The sequence below is a fragment of the Moorena producens 3L genome (assembly GCF_000211815.1).
Classification (GTDB): Bacteria; Cyanobacteriota; Cyanobacteriia; order Cyanobacteriales; family Coleofasciculaceae; genus Moorena; species Moorena producens.
This window is the reverse complement of the sequence record NZ_GL890956.1, coordinates 108,270-126,422: the sequence shown is the minus strand read 5'-3', so window position 1 is coordinate 126,422 and position 18,153 is coordinate 108,270. Positions and strand designations below refer to the sequence as shown.

At 44.0% G+C, this 18,153-nt stretch carries 17 protein-coding genes; 12 read left to right on the top strand and 5 right to left on the bottom strand.

All coding sequences use genetic code 11. From position 1 onward, the window contains the following. Nucleotides 1–233 precede the first annotated feature (233 nt). A complete protein-coding gene (locus LYNGBM3L_RS25285) occupies nt 234–653 on the top strand; it encodes a helix-turn-helix domain-containing protein (protein ID WP_008188178.1) in 420 nt (139 codons plus the stop codon). Nucleotides 654–1,096: 443 nt separating this feature from the next. On the opposite strand, the gene LYNGBM3L_RS25280 is transcribed toward LYNGBM3L_RS25285, so the two are convergent. Next, a complete protein-coding gene (locus LYNGBM3L_RS25280; RefSeq protein ID WP_008188176.1) occupies nt 1,097–1,378 on the bottom strand; it encodes a YiaA/YiaB family inner membrane protein in 282 nt (93 codons plus the stop codon). 823 nt (nt 1,379–2,201) lie between these two features. Here LYNGBM3L_RS25280 and LYNGBM3L_RS25275 point away from each other — a divergent pair. The 5 genes from LYNGBM3L_RS25275 to LYNGBM3L_RS25255 all read left to right on the top strand — a co-directional run bounded on the left by LYNGBM3L_RS25275 (nt 2,202) and on the right by LYNGBM3L_RS25255 (nt 6,693). Further along, nucleotides 2,202–3,272: a VOC family protein gene (locus LYNGBM3L_RS25275; protein WP_008188175.1), complete on the top strand. Its 1,071-nt coding sequence runs from the start codon at nt 2,202–2,204 to the stop codon at nt 3,270–3,272. A gap of 3 nt (nt 3,273–3,275) precedes the next feature. Continuing rightward, nucleotides 3,276–4,079 (top strand): DUF3598 family protein, encoded by an 804-nt coding sequence (locus tag LYNGBM3L_RS25270; RefSeq protein ID WP_008188174.1) that lies wholly within the window; start codon nt 3,276–3,278, stop codon nt 4,077–4,079. 93 nt (nt 4,080–4,172) lie between these two features. Beyond that, on the top strand, nt 4,173–4,910 hold the full coding sequence (locus LYNGBM3L_RS25265) for a DUF3598 family protein (protein ID WP_008188173.1): 738 nt from the start codon (nt 4,173–4,175) through the stop codon (nt 4,908–4,910). A 153-nt stretch (nt 4,911–5,063) separates the two neighbouring features. Continuing rightward, nucleotides 5,064–5,810, top strand: coding sequence for a hypothetical protein (locus LYNGBM3L_RS25260; RefSeq protein WP_008188172.1), 747 nt, complete (start codon nt 5,064–5,066; stop codon nt 5,808–5,810). A 577-nt stretch (nt 5,811–6,387) separates the two neighbouring features. Continuing rightward, complete coding sequence (locus LYNGBM3L_RS25255; RefSeq protein WP_008188171.1) at nt 6,388–6,693, top strand: type II toxin-antitoxin system HicB family antitoxin; 306 nt, start codon at nt 6,388–6,390, stop codon at nt 6,691–6,693. A gap of 649 nt (nt 6,694–7,342) precedes the next feature. Here the strand turns inward: LYNGBM3L_RS25255 and LYNGBM3L_RS25250 are convergent. Further along, nucleotides 7,343–7,564, bottom strand: coding sequence for a DUF3134 domain-containing protein (locus LYNGBM3L_RS25250; protein ID WP_008188170.1), 222 nt, complete (start codon nt 7,562–7,564; stop codon nt 7,343–7,345). A 73-nt stretch (nt 7,565–7,637) separates the two neighbouring features. On the opposite strand from LYNGBM3L_RS25250, the gene LYNGBM3L_RS25245 reads away from it, so the two are divergent. Next, complete coding sequence (locus LYNGBM3L_RS25245; RefSeq protein WP_008188169.1) at nt 7,638–8,222, top strand: PAP/fibrillin family protein; 585 nt, start codon at nt 7,638–7,640, stop codon at nt 8,220–8,222. Nucleotides 8,223–8,570: 348 nt separating this feature from the next. Here the strand turns inward: LYNGBM3L_RS25245 and LYNGBM3L_RS48955 are convergent, their stop codons facing one another. From LYNGBM3L_RS48955 to smc, 3 genes are all read right to left on the bottom strand, one after another. Beyond that, a complete protein-coding gene (locus LYNGBM3L_RS48955) occupies nt 8,571–8,699 on the bottom strand; it encodes a hypothetical protein (RefSeq protein ID WP_267872090.1) in 129 nt (42 codons plus the stop codon). Between the two features lie 683 nt (nt 8,700–9,382). After that, nucleotides 9,383–10,381, bottom strand: a complete 999-nt coding sequence (locus tag LYNGBM3L_RS25240) for a PRC-barrel domain-containing protein (protein ID WP_008188168.1) — start codon at nt 10,379–10,381, stop codon at nt 9,383–9,385. Between the two features lie 317 nt (nt 10,382–10,698). Continuing rightward, nucleotides 10,699–14,628, bottom strand: coding sequence for a chromosome segregation protein SMC (smc, locus tag LYNGBM3L_RS25235; RefSeq protein WP_229414698.1), 3,930 nt, complete (start codon nt 14,626–14,628; stop codon nt 10,699–10,701). Between smc and LYNGBM3L_RS47835 the strand changes: the two genes are divergently transcribed. The 5 genes from LYNGBM3L_RS47835 to LYNGBM3L_RS25220 all read left to right on the top strand — a co-directional run bounded on the left by LYNGBM3L_RS47835 (nt 14,525) and on the right by LYNGBM3L_RS25220 (nt 18,016). Further along, complete coding sequence (locus tag LYNGBM3L_RS47835; RefSeq protein ID WP_229414700.1) at nt 14,525–14,758, top strand: hypothetical protein; 234 nt, start codon at nt 14,525–14,527, stop codon at nt 14,756–14,758. The two genes, smc and LYNGBM3L_RS47835, sit on opposite strands and share 104 nt — an antisense overlap. A gap of 231 nt (nt 14,759–14,989) precedes the next feature. Further along, the gene (gene coaD, locus LYNGBM3L_RS25230) at nt 14,990–15,544 is read left to right on the top strand and encodes a pantetheine-phosphate adenylyltransferase (protein WP_008188166.1); all 555 of its coding nucleotides are present in this window, start codon (nt 14,990–14,992) and stop codon (nt 15,542–15,544) included. Next, the gene (locus LYNGBM3L_RS25225; RefSeq protein ID WP_193374717.1) at nt 15,451–16,197 is read left to right on the top strand and encodes a F0F1 ATP synthase subunit B; all 747 of its coding nucleotides are present in this window, start codon (nt 15,451–15,453) and stop codon (nt 16,195–16,197) included. Before coaD ends, LYNGBM3L_RS25225 begins: the two co-directional genes overlap by 94 nt. A 187-nt stretch (nt 16,198–16,384) precedes the next feature. Continuing rightward, nucleotides 16,385–16,603 (top strand): IS1/IS1595 family N-terminal zinc-binding domain-containing protein, encoded by a 219-nt coding sequence (locus LYNGBM3L_RS50600; protein WP_438941761.1) that lies wholly within the window; start codon nt 16,385–16,387, stop codon nt 16,601–16,603. A 516-nt stretch (nt 16,604–17,119) separates the two neighbouring features. Further along, nucleotides 17,120–18,016, top strand: a complete 897-nt coding sequence (locus tag LYNGBM3L_RS25220; protein WP_008188162.1) for a LicD family protein — start codon at nt 17,120–17,122, stop codon at nt 18,014–18,016. The last annotated feature ends 137 nt before the right edge of the window (nt 18,017–18,153 follow it).

The window sequence follows — 18,153 nt, the reverse complement described above, 5'->3', positions numbered from 1 at the left end:
CCTTAACACCCTTACCACACCTTGCGTTAATGCAACAGTTTTTCTAACTAACCACCCTTACCACTTTTAAGACTCTTACCTCCCCTGGCGCTAATGCAATAGTTTTTCTAACCGACCACCCTCATCACCCTTACCACTATTTCAATATTTACAACCCTTAACTACCAAAGTTTGCATCTTTTCGGAAATCGTGTTAATATAAATAATATCGTTAAAGCAATGGTTTTACCGCCATGATGATTTCTACCGCACAAGCTGCTGAATTACTAGGTATCTCTGCCACTCGCGTCCGTTTCCTGTTGAGCAAGGGCAGAGTTAAAGGAGCTTATAAAGTCGGTAGAACTTGGGTGATTCCTTTATTTGATGGCATGCCCGTGGTTACCCCTGGTACTCGCGGACCGAAGCGGAATTGGTCAAAGCGTACAAATTACACGAAGGCCGTCATCCACGTTAATCAGAAAGTGATTCGCCAAAATCACAACAGCGGCGAACGCAATCCAGTGATTACGGTAAAACGAGGCTCTAACAATACTTACGGTCATACTGTCGAAGTCAATGGCCCTTGTCGGGTCATGTATCGCCCAGATGATCCCCTAAAGTGTGGAGCACGGGTATGGATTGAGACGATTTCTGATTTTAAGGTAATCGCTTAAGCGGTCAGCGGTCAGTGGTCAGTGGTCAGTGGTCAGTGGTCAGCGGTTAGCGGTCAGCGGTCAGCCATCAGTGGTCAGCCATCAGTGGTCAGCCATCAGTGGTCAGCTTATTTTATTCAAAAGCTGTTCGGTGTAGCTTAGCCTACGGCCAATAGCCGATAACTGATAGCTGATAGCTGATAGCTGATAGCTGATAGCTGATAGGTTCATGTAGGGTGGGCAGTGCAGCAGACAGATAATGAAGCTTGCAAACCACGTTGGTAGGCACTGCCCACCCTACTGATAGGTTCATGTAGGGTGGGCAGTGCAGCAGACAGATAATGAAGCTTGCAAACCACGTTGGTAGGCACTGCCCACCCTACGATTAATGACTGATAGCTGCCCACCCTACTGCTTATAGGTAATAACTGATAGCTGATAGCTGATAGCTTATGCACTTGATATTAATGCAGAGAGTTGTGGTCAGTTAGTAGTTTTTCAACTCTAGCTTCTTCAACTTTCGAAGTTAATTTTTTGGATTCATGGATATCTCTTGTAGTTTTCGCGATGTTGATGCTAGAGCCAACAGAGAAAAGTAAACCGATACCTAAATAGCCTTTGATCCAGTTATCTGCTGGCAAATTCGCAATGCCAATAGTCATGGCAAAAACAGAAATAACAAAAGACGCCCAAGACTGAATTATCCAACCTGTACTATGGGTTTGGTTACCAAATCGTTCTTGCATTTTACTCAACCTTTAAGTGCAATAATGTTAATCAATTTAATTTTGATGATACAAAGCATATTGTCTGGTAAGTTGAGAGCAAGGACGGTTTTTGGATCTGCATACTAGAGTAAAGGTTGAAATGGAGTAACTAATAGTAAAACTCCGGAAAACGTTGTTGAGAGTAATGACAGTTTTTGGCTCGGCATACTAGAGTAGCGCTTAAAATGGAGTAAATAGTAGCAAAATCCTGTAAAACCTTCACTTATTCAGCTTTTCGGTAAGCGCGCCTAGTAGAATAAAAGAGGTTATGTCAGCATATGCGCTACGCGCACGCGTGCGCGTTCAGCTATCAGCCTATGGGCTACGGGCACGCTACTTGAGGTGCGATCAGCTATCAGCCATTGGCCGTAGGCGAGGCTAGTTGAGGTGCTTTTGAATAAAATATGCTGACCGCTGACGGCTGACGAGCAGACATTATCGGTCTTGGAGAATTTTAGTGAAACAGAGTGGACTGCGCAACGGATTTCTGTCAGTGGGATCCTTGAGTAAGCTTGTAGATGCGTTCGCGCAGCGTCGGGCTTTGCCCGAATCGCATTAACAGTGTGGAGTGCGCAACGGATTCTTTGGGTGGGACTGAAGGTAAGCTGATGGTAGATGCGATGCTCCAAAAGAGCCGCTTCGCGAACCCCCTTTGAGCTAAGATACATACAAAAGATAATTTGTCAAAGAAAATTCCATGGGTTTAGCCTGGCCAATTATTAGCGGAATCCGCCACTATAACAAGGGGGAGAAATTTTCTCACTTTTCGCCCTTTGACTTTGATGACATAACCTAGAAAAAGATGGAAAACCCTCAAAGTAACATGGCTAATGAATCATTACCAACAGCAGAAGAAGACGCTCCATCCATTAGTGGTTTATACGAACTCGCCATCGGTGCAACAGCAGAGGATGAAGCAGCTCTGATCGAATATTGGCAACAGTTTGGCTTTAGTGTAGGACAATCTGGTACTCTCAGTGCAACCCAAGCTAATCAGTTATATGGTGTCAATTCCAGTTTGCGATCGCATCGACTACACAATCAACTTAAAGACAGGGGTTTGCTCCGCTTAATGGTGTGGGAGAAACCAGTTAACGAAGGATTGGGACTGACTCCTTTAAAAGCGGTGGGTAGCCGTTGGGGAGCGATGCTGTCTTTGGATGTGTTTAATATTGCCAATCATGCCGAAGATGCGATCGCTGCTGGCTTACCTGTATACTATGTTCCACCCCAGAGAAATTTGATTTATCGTCCCGATCCATTTCAGCCTTTTGTGCAAGCTAATCCTTGTGTACATGAAATGGTTCTCATCCAGCCTCTGACACGGCAAGTCATTTTTGAACGCCATGATTACACCATGCCCTTGTCTGGGGTTGTTAACCCAGAGTCCCATTTCAAAGCCTCAGAGTTCGTTCACCTAGGAATGGTGGTAACAGGTGGTAAGGAGCAGTTGGACTTTTACGAACAGGTACTGGGTTTGGTTTGTGGGGTAAATAGTATCGAAAGCCAATACGGTGAAGCGTCCCGTCATATCCTCGAACTAAAGGGTCCAGAAAATGGAGAGCATCTGTTCACGACTGACTTCATACCGCCTGGTGCCTCAGCTACGGATTTATCCCAGGTGCGTTCTGGGCGCTTGCACATTATGCGGATTGAAGGGTCAGATCTGCCCAACAAGCATAGCCACTCCCGTCCAGGTTGCTTAGGCGTTTCTTTGTACACTATTAGAGTACAGGAGATAGATTTATACCACCAGCGCATTAGTAGTAGTGCAGCAACTGAGGTAACACAGGTATCTGAGAACGAATTTGGTGATAAAAGTTTCTCATTTATTGCACCTGATGGCTATTTTTGGACTTTAGTGGAGGGATAAAAAATGGATTTAAAAGAACAAAACTGGAAAAATTTCACGGCCAACCATTTGCGTGACTGGCATGGTATTTGGACAAGGTATTCTCCTGAAGGAGAGATAATAGAATCATTTCAAAGTCTGAGAAGCTTCCGCAGCAATCCAGAACAAACAGAAATTTATCACACTAATCGTTATATATACGCTGACGGTAGGATAGAAGAAAAAAAATGGCACTCCAATAAACAGGATAAGGTGTTACCTGATGGAATTGTTCACCCAGCATTTCCGTCAATGAGATCATTTTTCTTTGAACAAGGTGCAGCTACATGGTCAGCTAAACAGTTAGAACCTGGTTCGGTGTTTCAACCGGCTGAATTGTTCTTAAAACATGAAGATATAAGACATAGTGTTGCCATTCTTTATGATAGTAATGGCAGTTTGATGCGGACAGTGAGTATCCGTGAAGATGCAGCCGGTTTTCCCAGTAAATATTGGTCAAAGGAAATCAATCTCTTACCTGAGAGAAATCTGAGTGGTAACTGGCAAGGAACTTCTGTTACCATGACCCCAGATTTAAAGGTTTCTGAGCCAATAGCAACTCAACTGCACTGGCCTTTGGCAGGAAATAAAATGTTCTTTTTTCCTGATGGTATTTCTCTGAGTTGTCCTGAACAAGTGAATATTGGTACCTCCTTTAACATTGCGGCAAATTGGCTGATTACCCCCTCTGATTTACAACAACTAAGGGTCAAGTATGATGAATCTGGAGCTTTGTATAGCTTGACTTTGGAAGAATTTTACCTGTCGGATGCTGGAGGGAATCCCTAAGATATTTTCCAATACTTCATAAAGATTATTCATCTGAGATCAGGCTGTCTAGATATAATGAGCAAATAATCAAGATTTTTTTTGGTAAATGATATGGATTTAAAAGAGCAAAACTGGAAAAATTTCACGGTAAACCATTTGCGGGATTGGCATGGTATTTGGACAAGGTATTCTCCTGAAGGAGAGGTAAAAGAATCATTTCAAAGTTTGAGAAGCTTCCGCAGTAATCCAGAACAAACAGAAATTTATCACACTAATCGTTATATATATGCTGACGGCAGGATAGAAGAAAAAAATTGGCAGTATGATAAACAGTCAATGAGAGGATTTTTCTTTGAACAAGGTGCAGCTGTATTGTCAGGTAAACAGTTAGAATCAGGTGCGGTATTGCCACACGAATTGTTATTAAAACATGAAGATATAAGACATAGTGTTGCCCTTATTTATGATAGTAATGGCAGTTTGATGAGGGCAGTAAGTATCCGTGAAGATGCAGCCGGTTTTCCCAGTAAATATTGGTCAAAGGAAATCAATCTCTTACCTGAGAGAAATCTGAGTGGTAACTGGCAAGGAACTGCTGTTACCATGACCCCAGATTTAAAGGTTTCTGAGCCAATAGCAACTCAACTGCACTGGCCTTTGGCAGGAAATAAAATGTTCTTTTTTCCTGATGGTATTTCTCTGAGTTGTCCTGAACAAGTGAATATTGGTACCTCCTTTAACATTGCTGCAAATTGGCTAGTGACAGATTCCCAACTGCAACAACTTAGGGTTAACTATGATAATTATGGAGCCTTTTCTGGCTTGACGCTCGAACTATTTCACCTTTAAACTATAGAGAATAATATCTAAGGATTTGGATGTGGCATTATTTAGGCATCATCCTGAATGTTTTTGAAGAAAAATAAAATAGGGATACTAAATGAATTGTGATAATTTTTGTTCCCTACTCTCTGTTACCTTTACTAGAGGTTTATTGAGTTAATGAATTTAAATAAGTTTGTCGATCCCCGATATGATATTTGGATGAAAATAGCAACTATGCTGGAAGAACGTTACCTTTCCTTGGATAGTAATGTTGATTGGGATGGGTTACAACAAAATATTCCTTCAGCTAGCAAAGAAAGAATACAAAAAATTTTTGATAAAATCAAAAACAGTGAGACAATTAATAAAGGAGAGCGGATTGTTTTAATAATGTTAAAGCTGCTCAATGATCCCCCTGGAAATAATGAAGCAGAAATTCTCAAACAATTACAAACCCATATTTGTGAAATAGAAACCATATTTGTGCCTTGGGAGATTGTCTTAGAAAATCAAAAAAGAAATCATCATGAAGCTGAAACAGATCCGATTAAATTAGCTGATTTATATCGAACTGATTCCACAGAAAGAGCATTAAAAGACGCAATGGCAGGTATTCCACCTCAACAACGGGATCAATTTTATCGTGGGATTATGAAACCGCCATATCATACAGTTTCTCGTCGTAATATTTTTCCAGAAAAAGTAATTTATGGACTCACTGGACACTTAATTGTAATTGATGAAAATACTGGGGCTATCCAAATTCAAGAAGCTAAACAAAAAGGTTATTGGTTTGAGAAAGACTATTTTAAATCGATGCCTAACCGCCCCTATGTCTTTCAAAAACCTGGAGCTGATGGCACAAATGTTTGGGATAATTATACGTTTAATGAAGCAGCAGATATTAGCAACAAAAAAAGTTAATCTAGATTAAGGAATACAAAAGTACATCGGTCCTGTGAAATAAGCCAAGGGAAAAGAGCGAAGACATAGCGGTGCGACCCAAGGCCGTGAGCAATCCCTCACGGCCTTGGAGGCGCGCACCGTCCAGTTTTTATAGCAGTCGCCAGGGCAGTTAGGACATGAGAAAAGTCTCAAACCTAAGTAAGCGATGCAGCGCGGTCTTGGGGGTTTCCCCCATGAGCGACTGCATCAAGAAGCGCAAGAGTTTGACTTCTGACTTCTGACTTCTGACTTCTGCTATACATTGGTTTGTACGCTCATGGGTGAGTTTTTGGGATGAATGTACCGAGATTGTGACTCATACCGAGTTGCATTCAAAGATAGTAGATTGGTTGGATAAGGAGATAGGGATATTGGGAGATAGGGAGATTGGGAGATAGGGAGATTGGGGGAAGATAAAGTTGTACGTTTGACCGCAACTTGGTATCAAGATGTATCAGGTAGGGGTAGGGTGGGCAAATTTTGAGAATTTGATAATTTCATCAGCGATGATGCCCATTTGCCCACCCGACAAGATCTATGTTTACATTTTAAATAAATGAATAACTTGGTGAAATACAAGGAATACCTTGGCTCAGTCAATTACAACGACCAAGATGAGATTTTATACGGGAAAGTAGAGTATATTCGTAGGCTAATCAGTTATGAAGGTCAGGATGTTGAATCTCTTCGCGCCAGTTTTCACGAAGCAGTGGATGATTACCTAGAGCTTTGTCAACTCAAAGGGATAGAACCGGAAAAGCCTTTCAAGATTAATCGTAGGGTGGGCAGTGCTTACCTTTGCCCTTTGCCAGCAAATGTATCTGTTTCAAGCACTGCCCACCCTACAGGAACTGCTTTCTAAGATTAATCGTAAGGGTGGGCGAGTGCTTACCTTTTTGCCCTTTGTCCACGCAAATGTATCGTGTTTCAAGCACTGCCCACCTACAGGAACTGCCCTACTTTTTTCGACAGCGGAAAAGTCAGCACTAAACCTATCCAGAGATATATTCCCGACCCTCACCATGGTTGAACCCTAAGTGGCTTTAGCCACTGTGGAGCATTCCTCCCGGAGACGAAACCTCAGAAGAGTGGAGCCTTTATAGGCGACAGGCGGTTGCATTGAAGGGTTAAAACTCATGAAATAAGGCTCCACTCTTCTTACGGTAACTTCTGACCCGGTCTAAAGACGCGGGGTTTCCTGCTACCTAGATTTTTAGGATTTCAGAAATGATTCAGCAACGGTCTCATTCTGAATCATTTCTGATTGCAATTGGGCTAAAAATATTGGGTAAAACTGTAAGCATTCAGCTATCAGCCTAATGGTATCATGCTAATCAACGGGAGGTAGTAAACAAGCATAGGGGGTGCTGGTACGGCTGCTTGAAAATCCCTGCTCGTTTTACTCATCCGACCCCGTGCAGTTAAATCGCCTGCTAGCACCTCAAGTAGTACCATCTGTAGCGCATTAGCTGATAGCTGACAGCTGAATGCTTACGAAAAACTAGTTAGTGTTAACCCAAATTTTCTTCTTCCTCCTCGTAGTTACTGTCCTCTACCCCCATCAGTTCAGAGATTTCTACGTCATCACCTAGGGGATTTTCTTCCTCTAAATTCTCCCGTGGGATCAGGCGATTATTAGACTCTAACCAATCTAAAAGGGAAGTTTCTTGCTTAAGGGGAATAACCTCAGCGAGTTGATCACGATGTATTTCACGTAGAGCAGGATTGTACATAGACTTCTTCAGCTAATATGGACGAGGTGAAAACCTTTAACTTTGAGTCTAGCAGTCAGCTAGAGGAAATATTATGATTGGCAAGGCGGAACTCTTAGAAGCGATCGCAGGAAAGAATCGTGGTCTATTAGCAAGCAAAACCGATAAAACAGCAATACTCGCAGCAGTTACTCAACTGGAAGGGAGAAACCCTACCCCTCGACCCCTTGAGGCGCAAGACTTGCTAGATGGTAACTGGCGTCTGCTATATACTACGAGTCAAGAACTTTTGAATCTTGACGGATTTCCCTTGGTACAACTGGGTCAAATCTACCAATGTGTTCGTACTTCAGATACTAAAATTTACAACATAGCTGAATTATCTGGTATTCCTTATCTCGAAGGTGTTGTCAGTGTTTGTGCTAGTTTCGAGCCAGTATCTCAATGCCGGGTTAATGTTAGCTTCGAGAGGTCTATCATTGGTCTACAAAGCTTCCTGAGTTATAGCTCTGCCAATGATTTCATTGAGCAAATCGAAGCTGGCAAAAGGTTTCCAGCTATTGACTTTCCCATCAATAGGGACAATCAACAGGGTTGGTTAGAGATCACCTATCTTGATGATGACCTGCGCATTGGACGGGGGAATCAGGGGAGTTTGTTTGTGTTAACCAAGAAATGAGTAGGGAGTAGGGAGTAGGGAGTAGGGAGTAGGGAGTAGGGGTTGCGAAAATTGACTGTACCTCATAACTAGGAGAAACGCTATATCCCTCTTCTGTCAAAATCCTGAAACAAAAGCCAAATCGGAATTCTCTAGTTCTTTATTGATCAAGGATAGACCTATTTTCTAACAACAACTACCTTTGCCTGTATCGACTGACCATTTTTGAATTCAAAATGAAAAATTCAAAATTCAAAATGAATAGCTTTCTAATTTTTAATTGTTTCAACGGATACAAGCCCCCGAATTCATTCGTGGGGTATTTTTTAATTTTGAATTGATAATTTTGAATTGAAGCGAGTTGTTCGCTTAGCGTGGCCGAAAGGCCAGGGTTGAACGCGATGGACGAAGTCCCGCTTTCAGCGATCGCGTGGCCGAAAGGCCAGGGTTGACCGTCAACCAGTTATCCACTGGGTGCTCAACTCTAGGATTAAGCATGAACCGTAAACAAACAACAGTCAACAAACAACAATCAACAAACAACCCTCAACTATGGTCATTAATTATTGACACTCCCCGCTTTAAAAAGACGGGGATTCCTAGATCTACGACCGGCCTTAAACCTCCGTGTCCAAATGGCAATATCTAAACCGAAATCCCGTCAAGACTAAAATCTTAGTTCAGTTCACGAAAGACCCAGCGGGCTAGTCTCCTTAGGCGTTTAGCTACTTTTTTGAGAAGTGCCTTATAGAGTCCGTTGCTCCTCTGTTTCACTTGGTTTCGGCGTGCCCCGCCGTACCATTATTTTCTGAAGTTGTGATCTTGCTGGGTTCACACACCAATTGGTAGTTGATGATTGGGTTTTTAAGGAGGATTTTCCCTGCCCTCCGGGCATTACTACTTTAAGGTCAAACAATTGCGGGTCTCTGACCCGGTTGTGCCTCGGTTTTTCAGCCTGTACCCATATTTAGATTTTACTATGGCGCTAACGTATCGTCAACCTTTTGGCGACTAAAGTCGCTGCGAGTCTTCATCCCGGAGACGAAACCTTAGAATAGGGCAGCCTTAATTATAAAGTTTTAACCCTTTTGCTCATAGCCGACCAATCGTAAAGGCTGCCCTATTCTTGCGGTAACTTCTGACCCGGTTTAAAAACGCGGGGCTTTCGACTTGTGCGTCCTCTAGTAACCAGCCTCTTCTTCGTATTCTGGAGCTTTCTTTTTCTCAGGAATATTGACTCGCGGTGCTTTGTAAGGCTCTGGGGAGCGGTCATCATCCCAGGCATCACCCTCGACTTCGTACTTGTCATAGTCCTGGGTGTTAGTTTTACCATAGGAAGGCTCGGGTGAGCTATAGACTGGCTGCTCGTAGCGCACTGGCTGAGGGGACTCTTCCCGTTCATCGCTCCAGTTATCTTCTTCTAATCTGGCTTCGACATACTTCTTCGGGACTGGTGCTTCTCGTTTGATCGGCTCTAGTTCTGGCTCTTGCCAATCGTCATCCCAGGCATCTTGGGCTCGGTTGGCATTCTCTACTGTCTGAGAGATAGGAGTACGTATTGGAATCCCCGTTCCCAGTTGATTTTCTGGTCTAGCCGTTGGGGTATAGTAGGGGTCTTCTGTGTCCTTTTCCCAAGGGGGTCTGCCAATCCCCATACGTTCTAAGACCCCGACGGTTAACTGGACCAGATGCTCTTGAGCTTCCTCAAATACAATTAATCGGTCTGGACCACTGCTGACAATTTCATCAATGGGTAGCTCATAAGTACTAATCACCTGGTCGGGTATTTGGGGTAACCCTATTGATGCAATGATTAGGGCGGAAACGGTGCCATCTTCTACATTGAACTTGAAGCCTCTAACCCGACCTAAGAGTTCACCGGTTTCGGTGATCACTTCGCTGTTAATCAGGGTACTATAGGCATCGACATCAATATCTTCGATAACGTCTTGATCATCTACCAGGATGACATCACCAAATTGTCGAATGCTGCTCAGGAGCATATACTTTGGCATACCGGCTACTGCCAGGAGGTTATCTCGCAGACCCAGTGCCACAACCTGCCGTCTGTCTATATCTACCAAGAGTTCCTTGACGACTCCAAGGCGCTTACCATTGTCACGGGTAATTACCTGAGTATTTAAGATATCGGAGCGTGGACGAATTTGTTCCGTTGTCATTATATCTCGCTTTTCCTGAGCTATACTCCTGATGGATTAAAAATAAATAATACGTGAGCATTAATACGTGAGCATTAATACGTAAGCATTCAGCTATCAGCTTTCAGCTAAGGTAATGCCACCCTTAGGTTGATCAACAGACTACAGAGGTTATATATAATCACCTCTGAACATCGGTTTTTTTTTCGTACAGGACGCCCTTCGGACGAGGGGTTCGTGGGTCGGTTCTCTCCAAAATCAATCATGAACGGCTTATAGCTGATCAGCCTTGGGCTTAATGCTTACAATAATACTGGATTTGATGAATGAGATTTTATCTAGTTAACCGTACTTTTGGGTGATAGTTTTAAACCCAAGACTTGAGTGTATGCTCCCCTGGCTTGGGTAACACCAATGGTGCGTTGAGCAGACTCAATCATAGGACGGCGTAAGCTTACTACAATAAATTGCGCAAGTTTAGCCTGTTGTTTGATCATTTTAGCTAATCGCTGGACATTTGCCCCGTCCAAAAACATATCGACTTCATCAAAAGCATAAAATGGCGAGGGACGGTAGCGTTGTAGGGCAAAGATAAAGCTAAGGGCTGTGAGGGATTTTTCTCCTCCTGACATAGATGCTAGCCGCCGCACCGGTTTACCTTTGGGGTGCGCCACCAGGTTTAGTCCACCGCTAAAGGGGTCCTCTGGATCATCGAGTTGTAAATAACCATCCCCATCGGAGAGTTCAGCAAAGATGGCTTGGAAATTTTCATTGACTGCATCAAAGGCTTCTTTGAAAGCACGGTATCTCAAGGTGGTAAAGTTTTCTATCCTTAGCAACAGTTCAGTCCGTTCACCAGCTATGGTTTCCAGTTTCTCAGACAGTTCCTGGAGGCGAGTTTGAGTTCGGTCATATTCTTCTAAGGCCAGCATATTCACGGGTTCCATAGCCTGTAGACGTTTCTGTCCGTTGCGCAGTTCCTTTTGTAGTTGTTCTAGTTGAGCAGCTAGGGAGTCCAAGGTAATTACCTCTGAGCTTTTTTTATCACTAGAGGGGGAATTTTTTTTGACAATTTGAGGTATTTCTGGTATTGGGTCTGGTAATTCAGCAGCTTGGTCTTGGAGTTGAGTTTGGAGACTAGCAAGTTTTTCTGCTCTAGCAGACTGGGTTTCTTGGAGTTTTTGCTGTTGCCAAGAGGTTTCTTGGTGTTGTTGGCGCAGTCTCTGTAGGTGTTGCTCGGTGCGATCGCGTTTTTGTTTCTGTTGCCCCAATTTCTCCTCTAACTGGCTTAAGGCAACTGTCGTTTCGGTAATTTGCTTGGTGAGTGTTTCTAACTGAGTGTTAATTGCTGATTGCTGCTGTTGCCAAGATTCGATTTGGGTTTGAGAGTCTGCTATTTGGCGGTGACCTTCGGTAAGTTTATCCCTGAGGCGCTGCTGCTGATTCTCTTTCTGTTGTAGCTGTTTCTCGGTATTTCTCAAGGCTTGTTCACACTCGCGCAACTGAGCTTCTTGGGTTTTAATGGTGTTCTGAATCTGTTGCCACTCGTTATGAGTTTGAGACTCTTCGAGTTGAGCCAGTTGTTGCCTTAAGTCGGCAAGTTGGGATTCTTGTTGGGGTAACTCTATCGCTATGGTCTCTAGCCGTTGAGTAGCAGCGGAGAGTTCTTGGTTGTTTTTAGCCAGAAGCGATCGCATTTGGGCTTGATTGGTCTGAGATTGCTCAATCTCTCTTTGTAACTGTTCCAAACGTAATTTGGTTTCCGAGTGTTTTGCTCTAGTTTCTGTCAATTCCTGGGTAATTTGTTTCACCGAAGCAGATTCGGTAGTAATCAATGCCTCACAATGGTTTAAAACCTGTTCAATTTCCGCTAATCGGGTTCGCAAGCTACGGATTTCAGAGGACTCCATAGTGTCACTGGTACCAAAGTGCAATCCCGAACGGTGACTGCTGCTACCACCAGTCATGGCACCGCTTATTTCCAAGATTTCCCCATCTAGGGTAACGATGCGGTGTTTACCCAAGTAGGTACGGGCATCATTGAGAGTTTCAAAGACTACCGTAGACCCAAATACATAGGCAAAGACTTTTTGGTAACGGGGGTCGCAATCAATTAGCCTAATGGCGTAGTCAACAAAGCCCTTAGCATATCGTAGCACAACCGTTTCGCTAAATTGCCTAGGTTGGATTTTGTTCAGAGGTAAGAAGGTCGCTCTTCCCGCGCGTTTTTGTTTGAGGAGTTCGATCCCAGCCGCTGCTACCCTATCATCTTCTACCACTAAATTCCCGAGGCGTGCGCCAGCGGCAATTTCTAGGGCTAGCTGATAGCGGGGTTCAACTCTACCCAATTGGGCGACTAATCCACACACTCCTAGTATACTACTTTCTAGGATAACTTTAGTAGCATAGGTCCCTTGGGCTTCTTGTTGAGCTTGGGCTTGGGCTTCTAGTTTATCGAGTTGCCGTTGTTTTTGCCGTTGTTCCCCCAGCAGGCGAGTTTGGGTTTGTTGTTGGAGTTGTAGTTGTTGTTCGGTATTCCCTAAGGATTGGGCGAGGGACTGGACTTGTTGGGAATAAGTGGTTAATTGGGTGTCTAATGCCACAGCTTGGGTTTGCTTGGTGGCGATTTCTGGTTCTAAGGTTTGCAGTTGCTGGGTTTGGTCTTCGATTTGCCGATTTAGCTGATTCTGACGCTCTTGGAGTTGAGCTTGCTCTGTCCTTTGGGGGTTGATGGTTTTGAGTAGGGTGTCGATGTGCTTGGTGAGGGTGGTTTGTTGTTGTACCCAGGCATCACTAGCGGCTGCGATCGCATTGGCTTGTTCTCGGCTTTGGTTGAGAGCAGCTTGGGCCTCATCCCGTGCGACTTGTAAGGAGGTTTTAGACAAGGTCTCTAGATCATTTTTTTCTGCGATCAACTGTTGCAGGGTTTGCTCGACTTGTTGAATTGTCTCTTGTGTACGTTGGAGATTGACAGCGGCATTTTGTAGGTTCTCAGTTAGTTCCTGCTGTCGGGTTTGTAATTGACGTTGTTCAGCTTGTTGAGTGGCAAGGGTGGATGCGATCGCAATTTGCTCTTCTTCTCCTAAGGCTTTGACCCGAGCATTGAGTTGGTCAAGTTCAGTGGTAGTTTGGTTTATTTGTTCCTCAATGCTAGTAATTTGAGCAATAAGCTGCGCTTTTTTCGTCTTAGCAGCATCAATCTGCTGTTGGAGTTGGGATACTTGCTTCTGGAGCAATCGCCATTTTATAACAATTTCCCACTGTTGCTTTTGTTGGAGTTCAGCACGGAGTTTTTGATATTTCTCGGCTTTTGCACGGTCAGCAGCTAAGCGATCGCGTTGAGCCGTCAGTTCTTGTTCAATAATTCGGCAGCGTTCTTCTCGCTCTTTGACAGTGGCGAGGGTTTGTTTAGTTTGGGTAATTTTGCGGTCAAAGGCAGCAACTCCAGCTAATTCGTCAATAATCTCCCGCCTTTCTCGGGATTTCATTGAAATAATGCTAGTGACGTCTCCTTGCTGGACAACATTGTAACCTTCTGGGTAAACCCGCAAGCGATTGAGTTGTTCATGAAGTGCAGTAACAGTACAGGGTTCACCATTGATATAGTACTGGGAACTGTAATTACCTTGTTTAGTGACTCGCAGCCGTCGAGTCACACTCCATTCTAGATCAGTTGACGGTTGAAGGTTATTGGGTTGAAGGTTATTGGGTTGAAGGTTATTGGGTTGAAGGTTATCTGGTTGAAGGTTATTTGGTTGAAGGTTATCTGGTTGAAGGTTATTGGGTTGAAGGTTATTGGGTTGAAGGTTATCTGGTTGAAGGTTATTTGGTTGAAGGTTATCTGGTTGAAGGTTATTGGGTTGAAGGTTATTGGGTTGAAGGTTATTGGGTTGAAGGTTATTGGGTTGAAGGTTATTTTCTGAACCTTGGCCTTTCGGCCACGCTTCGCGAACAACCTGTAACTTGCTAACCTGTAACGGTTCGTCTAACTCTTTAAGCTGTAACTCGTCATAGTTATTGAAGTCAGATAAGTCAAAGGTAACTGTGACACTGGCTTCGACAGTGCCTCGATGTTCTTTATTGTGGTTAACTAAATCAGGAAGGCGTTCAGCTCGCATTCCTTTGGAACTGGCGATACCAAGACAAAATAGAAGAGCATCAAGGATGTTGGATTTGCCTGACCCGTTTGGCCCAGAAATTACGGTAAATCCTTCCAGGAGGGGGATTTTTGTGGTGCCGCCGAAGGATTTGAACCGCGAGAGTTCCACTCGCTTGATGTGTACCATAGGCGTTTCATCGGTTGAGGTTAACCGGGTCGTCACACAGAGTGTGCGTAGTGAACACATTGCTGATCAGCGTAGCATGGGCAATAGGCAGATGGCGCTACGAATGGGTTAAAAGATGTAAATGGGTTAACAGGTGGAACGGATGGGGGATGGAGGGGGGACAGTGTGGGGCTGCAATTAAAATGCTATATACTATATCAAAAAAAACTAATCACCAATAACGAATGACTAGGGACTAATCACCAATGAGTTAACAACTAATAGCTTAACTATTAGTTTAGTATGTCATGGCCGTGAAACAAGCTATATAATCACCGGAGAACCCATTGGTAATACTTGCGTCGTGATTGCAATCTATCCAGGCAGCTTCGATCCCATTACCCTAGGACACCTTGACATCATCCAGCGTGGCTGTAGACTCTTTGATAAGGTGATTGTGACGGTGCTGCGCAATCCAAATAAATCTCCCTTGTTTACAGTGCTTGAGCGAGTCGAGCAGATTCAACTTTGCACCCAACACTTACCTAATGTGGAAGTGGACAGTTTTACTGGTTTAACTGTGGAATATGCCAAACTGAAGAAAGCTCAAGTACTGTTGCGAGGGTTAAGGGTGCTTTCTGACTTTGAGAAGGAACTCCAGATGGCTCATACCAATCATACCCTCTGGGATGAAATCGAAACGGTTTTTCTCGCCACCTCTAACGAATATAGTTTCTTGAGTAGTAGCGTAGTCAAAGAGATTGCCAAATTTGGCGGCTCCGTCGATCATCTTGTCCCCCAACAGGTTGCCTTAGATATATACCGATGTTACGCCAAGAATCATCCCGGTACGACCCACCCGAGCAAAACAAACCCCCAAACCCGACTGAATCCTTTAATCCTGGATCAGGAGACATAGATATTCAGGGGCAATTTAACTATATCGAGGACATAATCTTCGATAGCCCCCACATACCCTTTACCCGGCGCACCCTGATTGATGAAGAACTGTTGCTGGCTCAACTCGACTTGGTGCGGGAAAATTTGCCCTTAGCTTTTCAACAAGCTACTAGAATCATTGAGGAACACGATGCAATTATCCAGCAAGCTGAACAGTATGCTCAAGAAATCATTGAGACAGCTCAGCGGCGTGCTGAAATGATCTTAGATGAACTCGGTATTATTCAGCAAGCGGAACACGAAGCCCAACAAATCAGCCAACAAGTTCAAAAAGAGTGTGAGGCGATGCACAAGCAAACGGCATCGGAGCTTGAGCAGATGCGCCGCAAAGCCCAGCAGGAACTGGAGCAAATGCGCCAAATGACCCTAGCGGAGTGTGAGGAAATTCAAAATGGGGCAGATGCCTACGCTGACGGAGTGCTCTACAATATTGAGCAGCACCTCAGTGACATGCTTAGAGTAATTCGCAACGGACGTCAGCAACTCAATGGTCCTGTCAAAGCCCAAAACTCTGGCAAAAAAGACAATGGTAAGAAAGACAATAGTAAGAAAGACAATGGTAAGGGGGGTTCACGCTCACTTAAAATCCCATCGAAGTCAAAAAAAGGATGAACGATTAAGGATTAAGGATTAAATAAGAACTATTTAATTTATAAGTTGTTAACCTTATTGGTTGTTAAAGATTTTTAAAGAGCTAGCAGCCACATAAACCATCCACGGAGGAGCCGTGATAGTTTATGTGTCACGTGCGGTTTTAATGCGTTGCTGAATCAAAAAATGGTTTTATAAAAATAAAACCATGAAATGCCCTAAATGTCATAGCAATAAAACTCATAAATATGGTCATCAAAGAGGAAAACAAAGATATAAAGGCAAGGAATGTGGACGACAATTTATAGAGGTTAAAAGTGAGCGTGGTTACGATAAAAAGATTAAATTGCTGTGCCTAAAAATGTATCTAAGCGATGCAGCGCGGTCATGGCGAGGCAGTGCCTTCACGCGGGGGTTCCCCCCATGACCGCACTGCCGTGGTTTCCCCCACTCGCGCTTTGCATCAAGACAATGTTGGAATTATCAATTAGGCTTCTTATTTATTATTTAAAATATCATAAAATCCCCCTTTCAGGTGAAACCATTTCATGATTCAGCAACGCCCCTTAATTAATGAGTTTTAAACTTTTTCTGCATAGCCTGCCAACTGTAAAGGCTCCACTCTCCTTACGGTAACTTCAAGACGCCCACCTTTCAGGTAGGGCGCGGGGCTGCCGCCATTAAGCTCAAACCCCGTTAGGTAGAAGTCTGTCATCCTTCTAATTCAAAGTAAAGAAATGTAAGCGTATCACTTGGAATTAGCCCAATCATGGTAATGTAACTCTATATTTTCAATATTAGACGATATCTGAAAAGTTTTTTGATACTGACTTTTGCCCCCCAAGCCCCCCTCGCTCGGGGAACCAACGGGGGCTTGGATGTAGCAAATGAGACTTCTCAGACAACCTCTTAGGATAATCAAAGAAAAAACTGGAAAGATATAGTGCAACAAAACCTTGGAGCAGATAAAACCTCTCTGGAACTTTCATGTAAAGTCTTTAAACCCATGGACCCAGTTACTGCCAAAACAGTGCTTAAAGAAGTCAAGCAAATTTTGGATCAATTTGGTGTGACCTTCTTTCTGCAGCAAGGTACCTGTCTTGGCGCGATCCGAGAACATGGATTCATACCCTGGGATGATGATTTGGATTTGGGTTCTGTGATGGGGATCCACGTAGTCACTAGGGAAGTTATAGAGCCTGTTGTTCGTGCCTTCAGGGAACATGGCTTTTACACCGAAGTTCAACCCTACGATAGCGGCATTGGCATCACGATGATGAAGTCATTCATCAGGATTGATTGGATGTGCCATAAGATTATCAAAGACTATATCAGGCACCATCCTGGGGTCCTGATTCCTGCCAGACTGGTAACCCAGCTAAAAGCAATCGACTTCCTTGGAGATACTTTCCTCGTTCCCAATCCACCCGAGGAATACTTACAGGCCAAATATGGTATAGAATGGATGACGCCGAAACGTTACGGCTATGAAAAAGACATTGTGGATCTAGTCCCAGATCGCCCCACAGGAATGAGCTCAGCTGTTACCAGCTCTCCCAATGAATACAGAGCTAGCCGAGTTCGGATCCTTGATCAAAAAGGCGATCCGGTTCACAACGCTTCGGTTCGGGTGATCGGACAAGGGCAGGCCAGGACAGATGAGTTGGGCTATGCTGTGTTCAATTTGCCACAAGAAGATGCATGGTATGCACTGGTCATTAATTCTGACGGGCATGAAGAGATACTATACCAGGAGCGGATGGCTCAGGGAGTAACTTACGTTTACAGACCCAACCCCTCAAGATCTTCTGGACAGTTCATGGTTTTGTCCCTAGAATAAGCTGTGTGCGGAACCTGCGTCCGCACCTGTCTTGATGCAAAGCGCGAGTGGGGGAAACCACGGCAGTCGCTCATGGGGGAAACCACGGCAGTCGCTCATGGGGGAAACCACGGCAGTCGCTCATGGGGGAAACCACG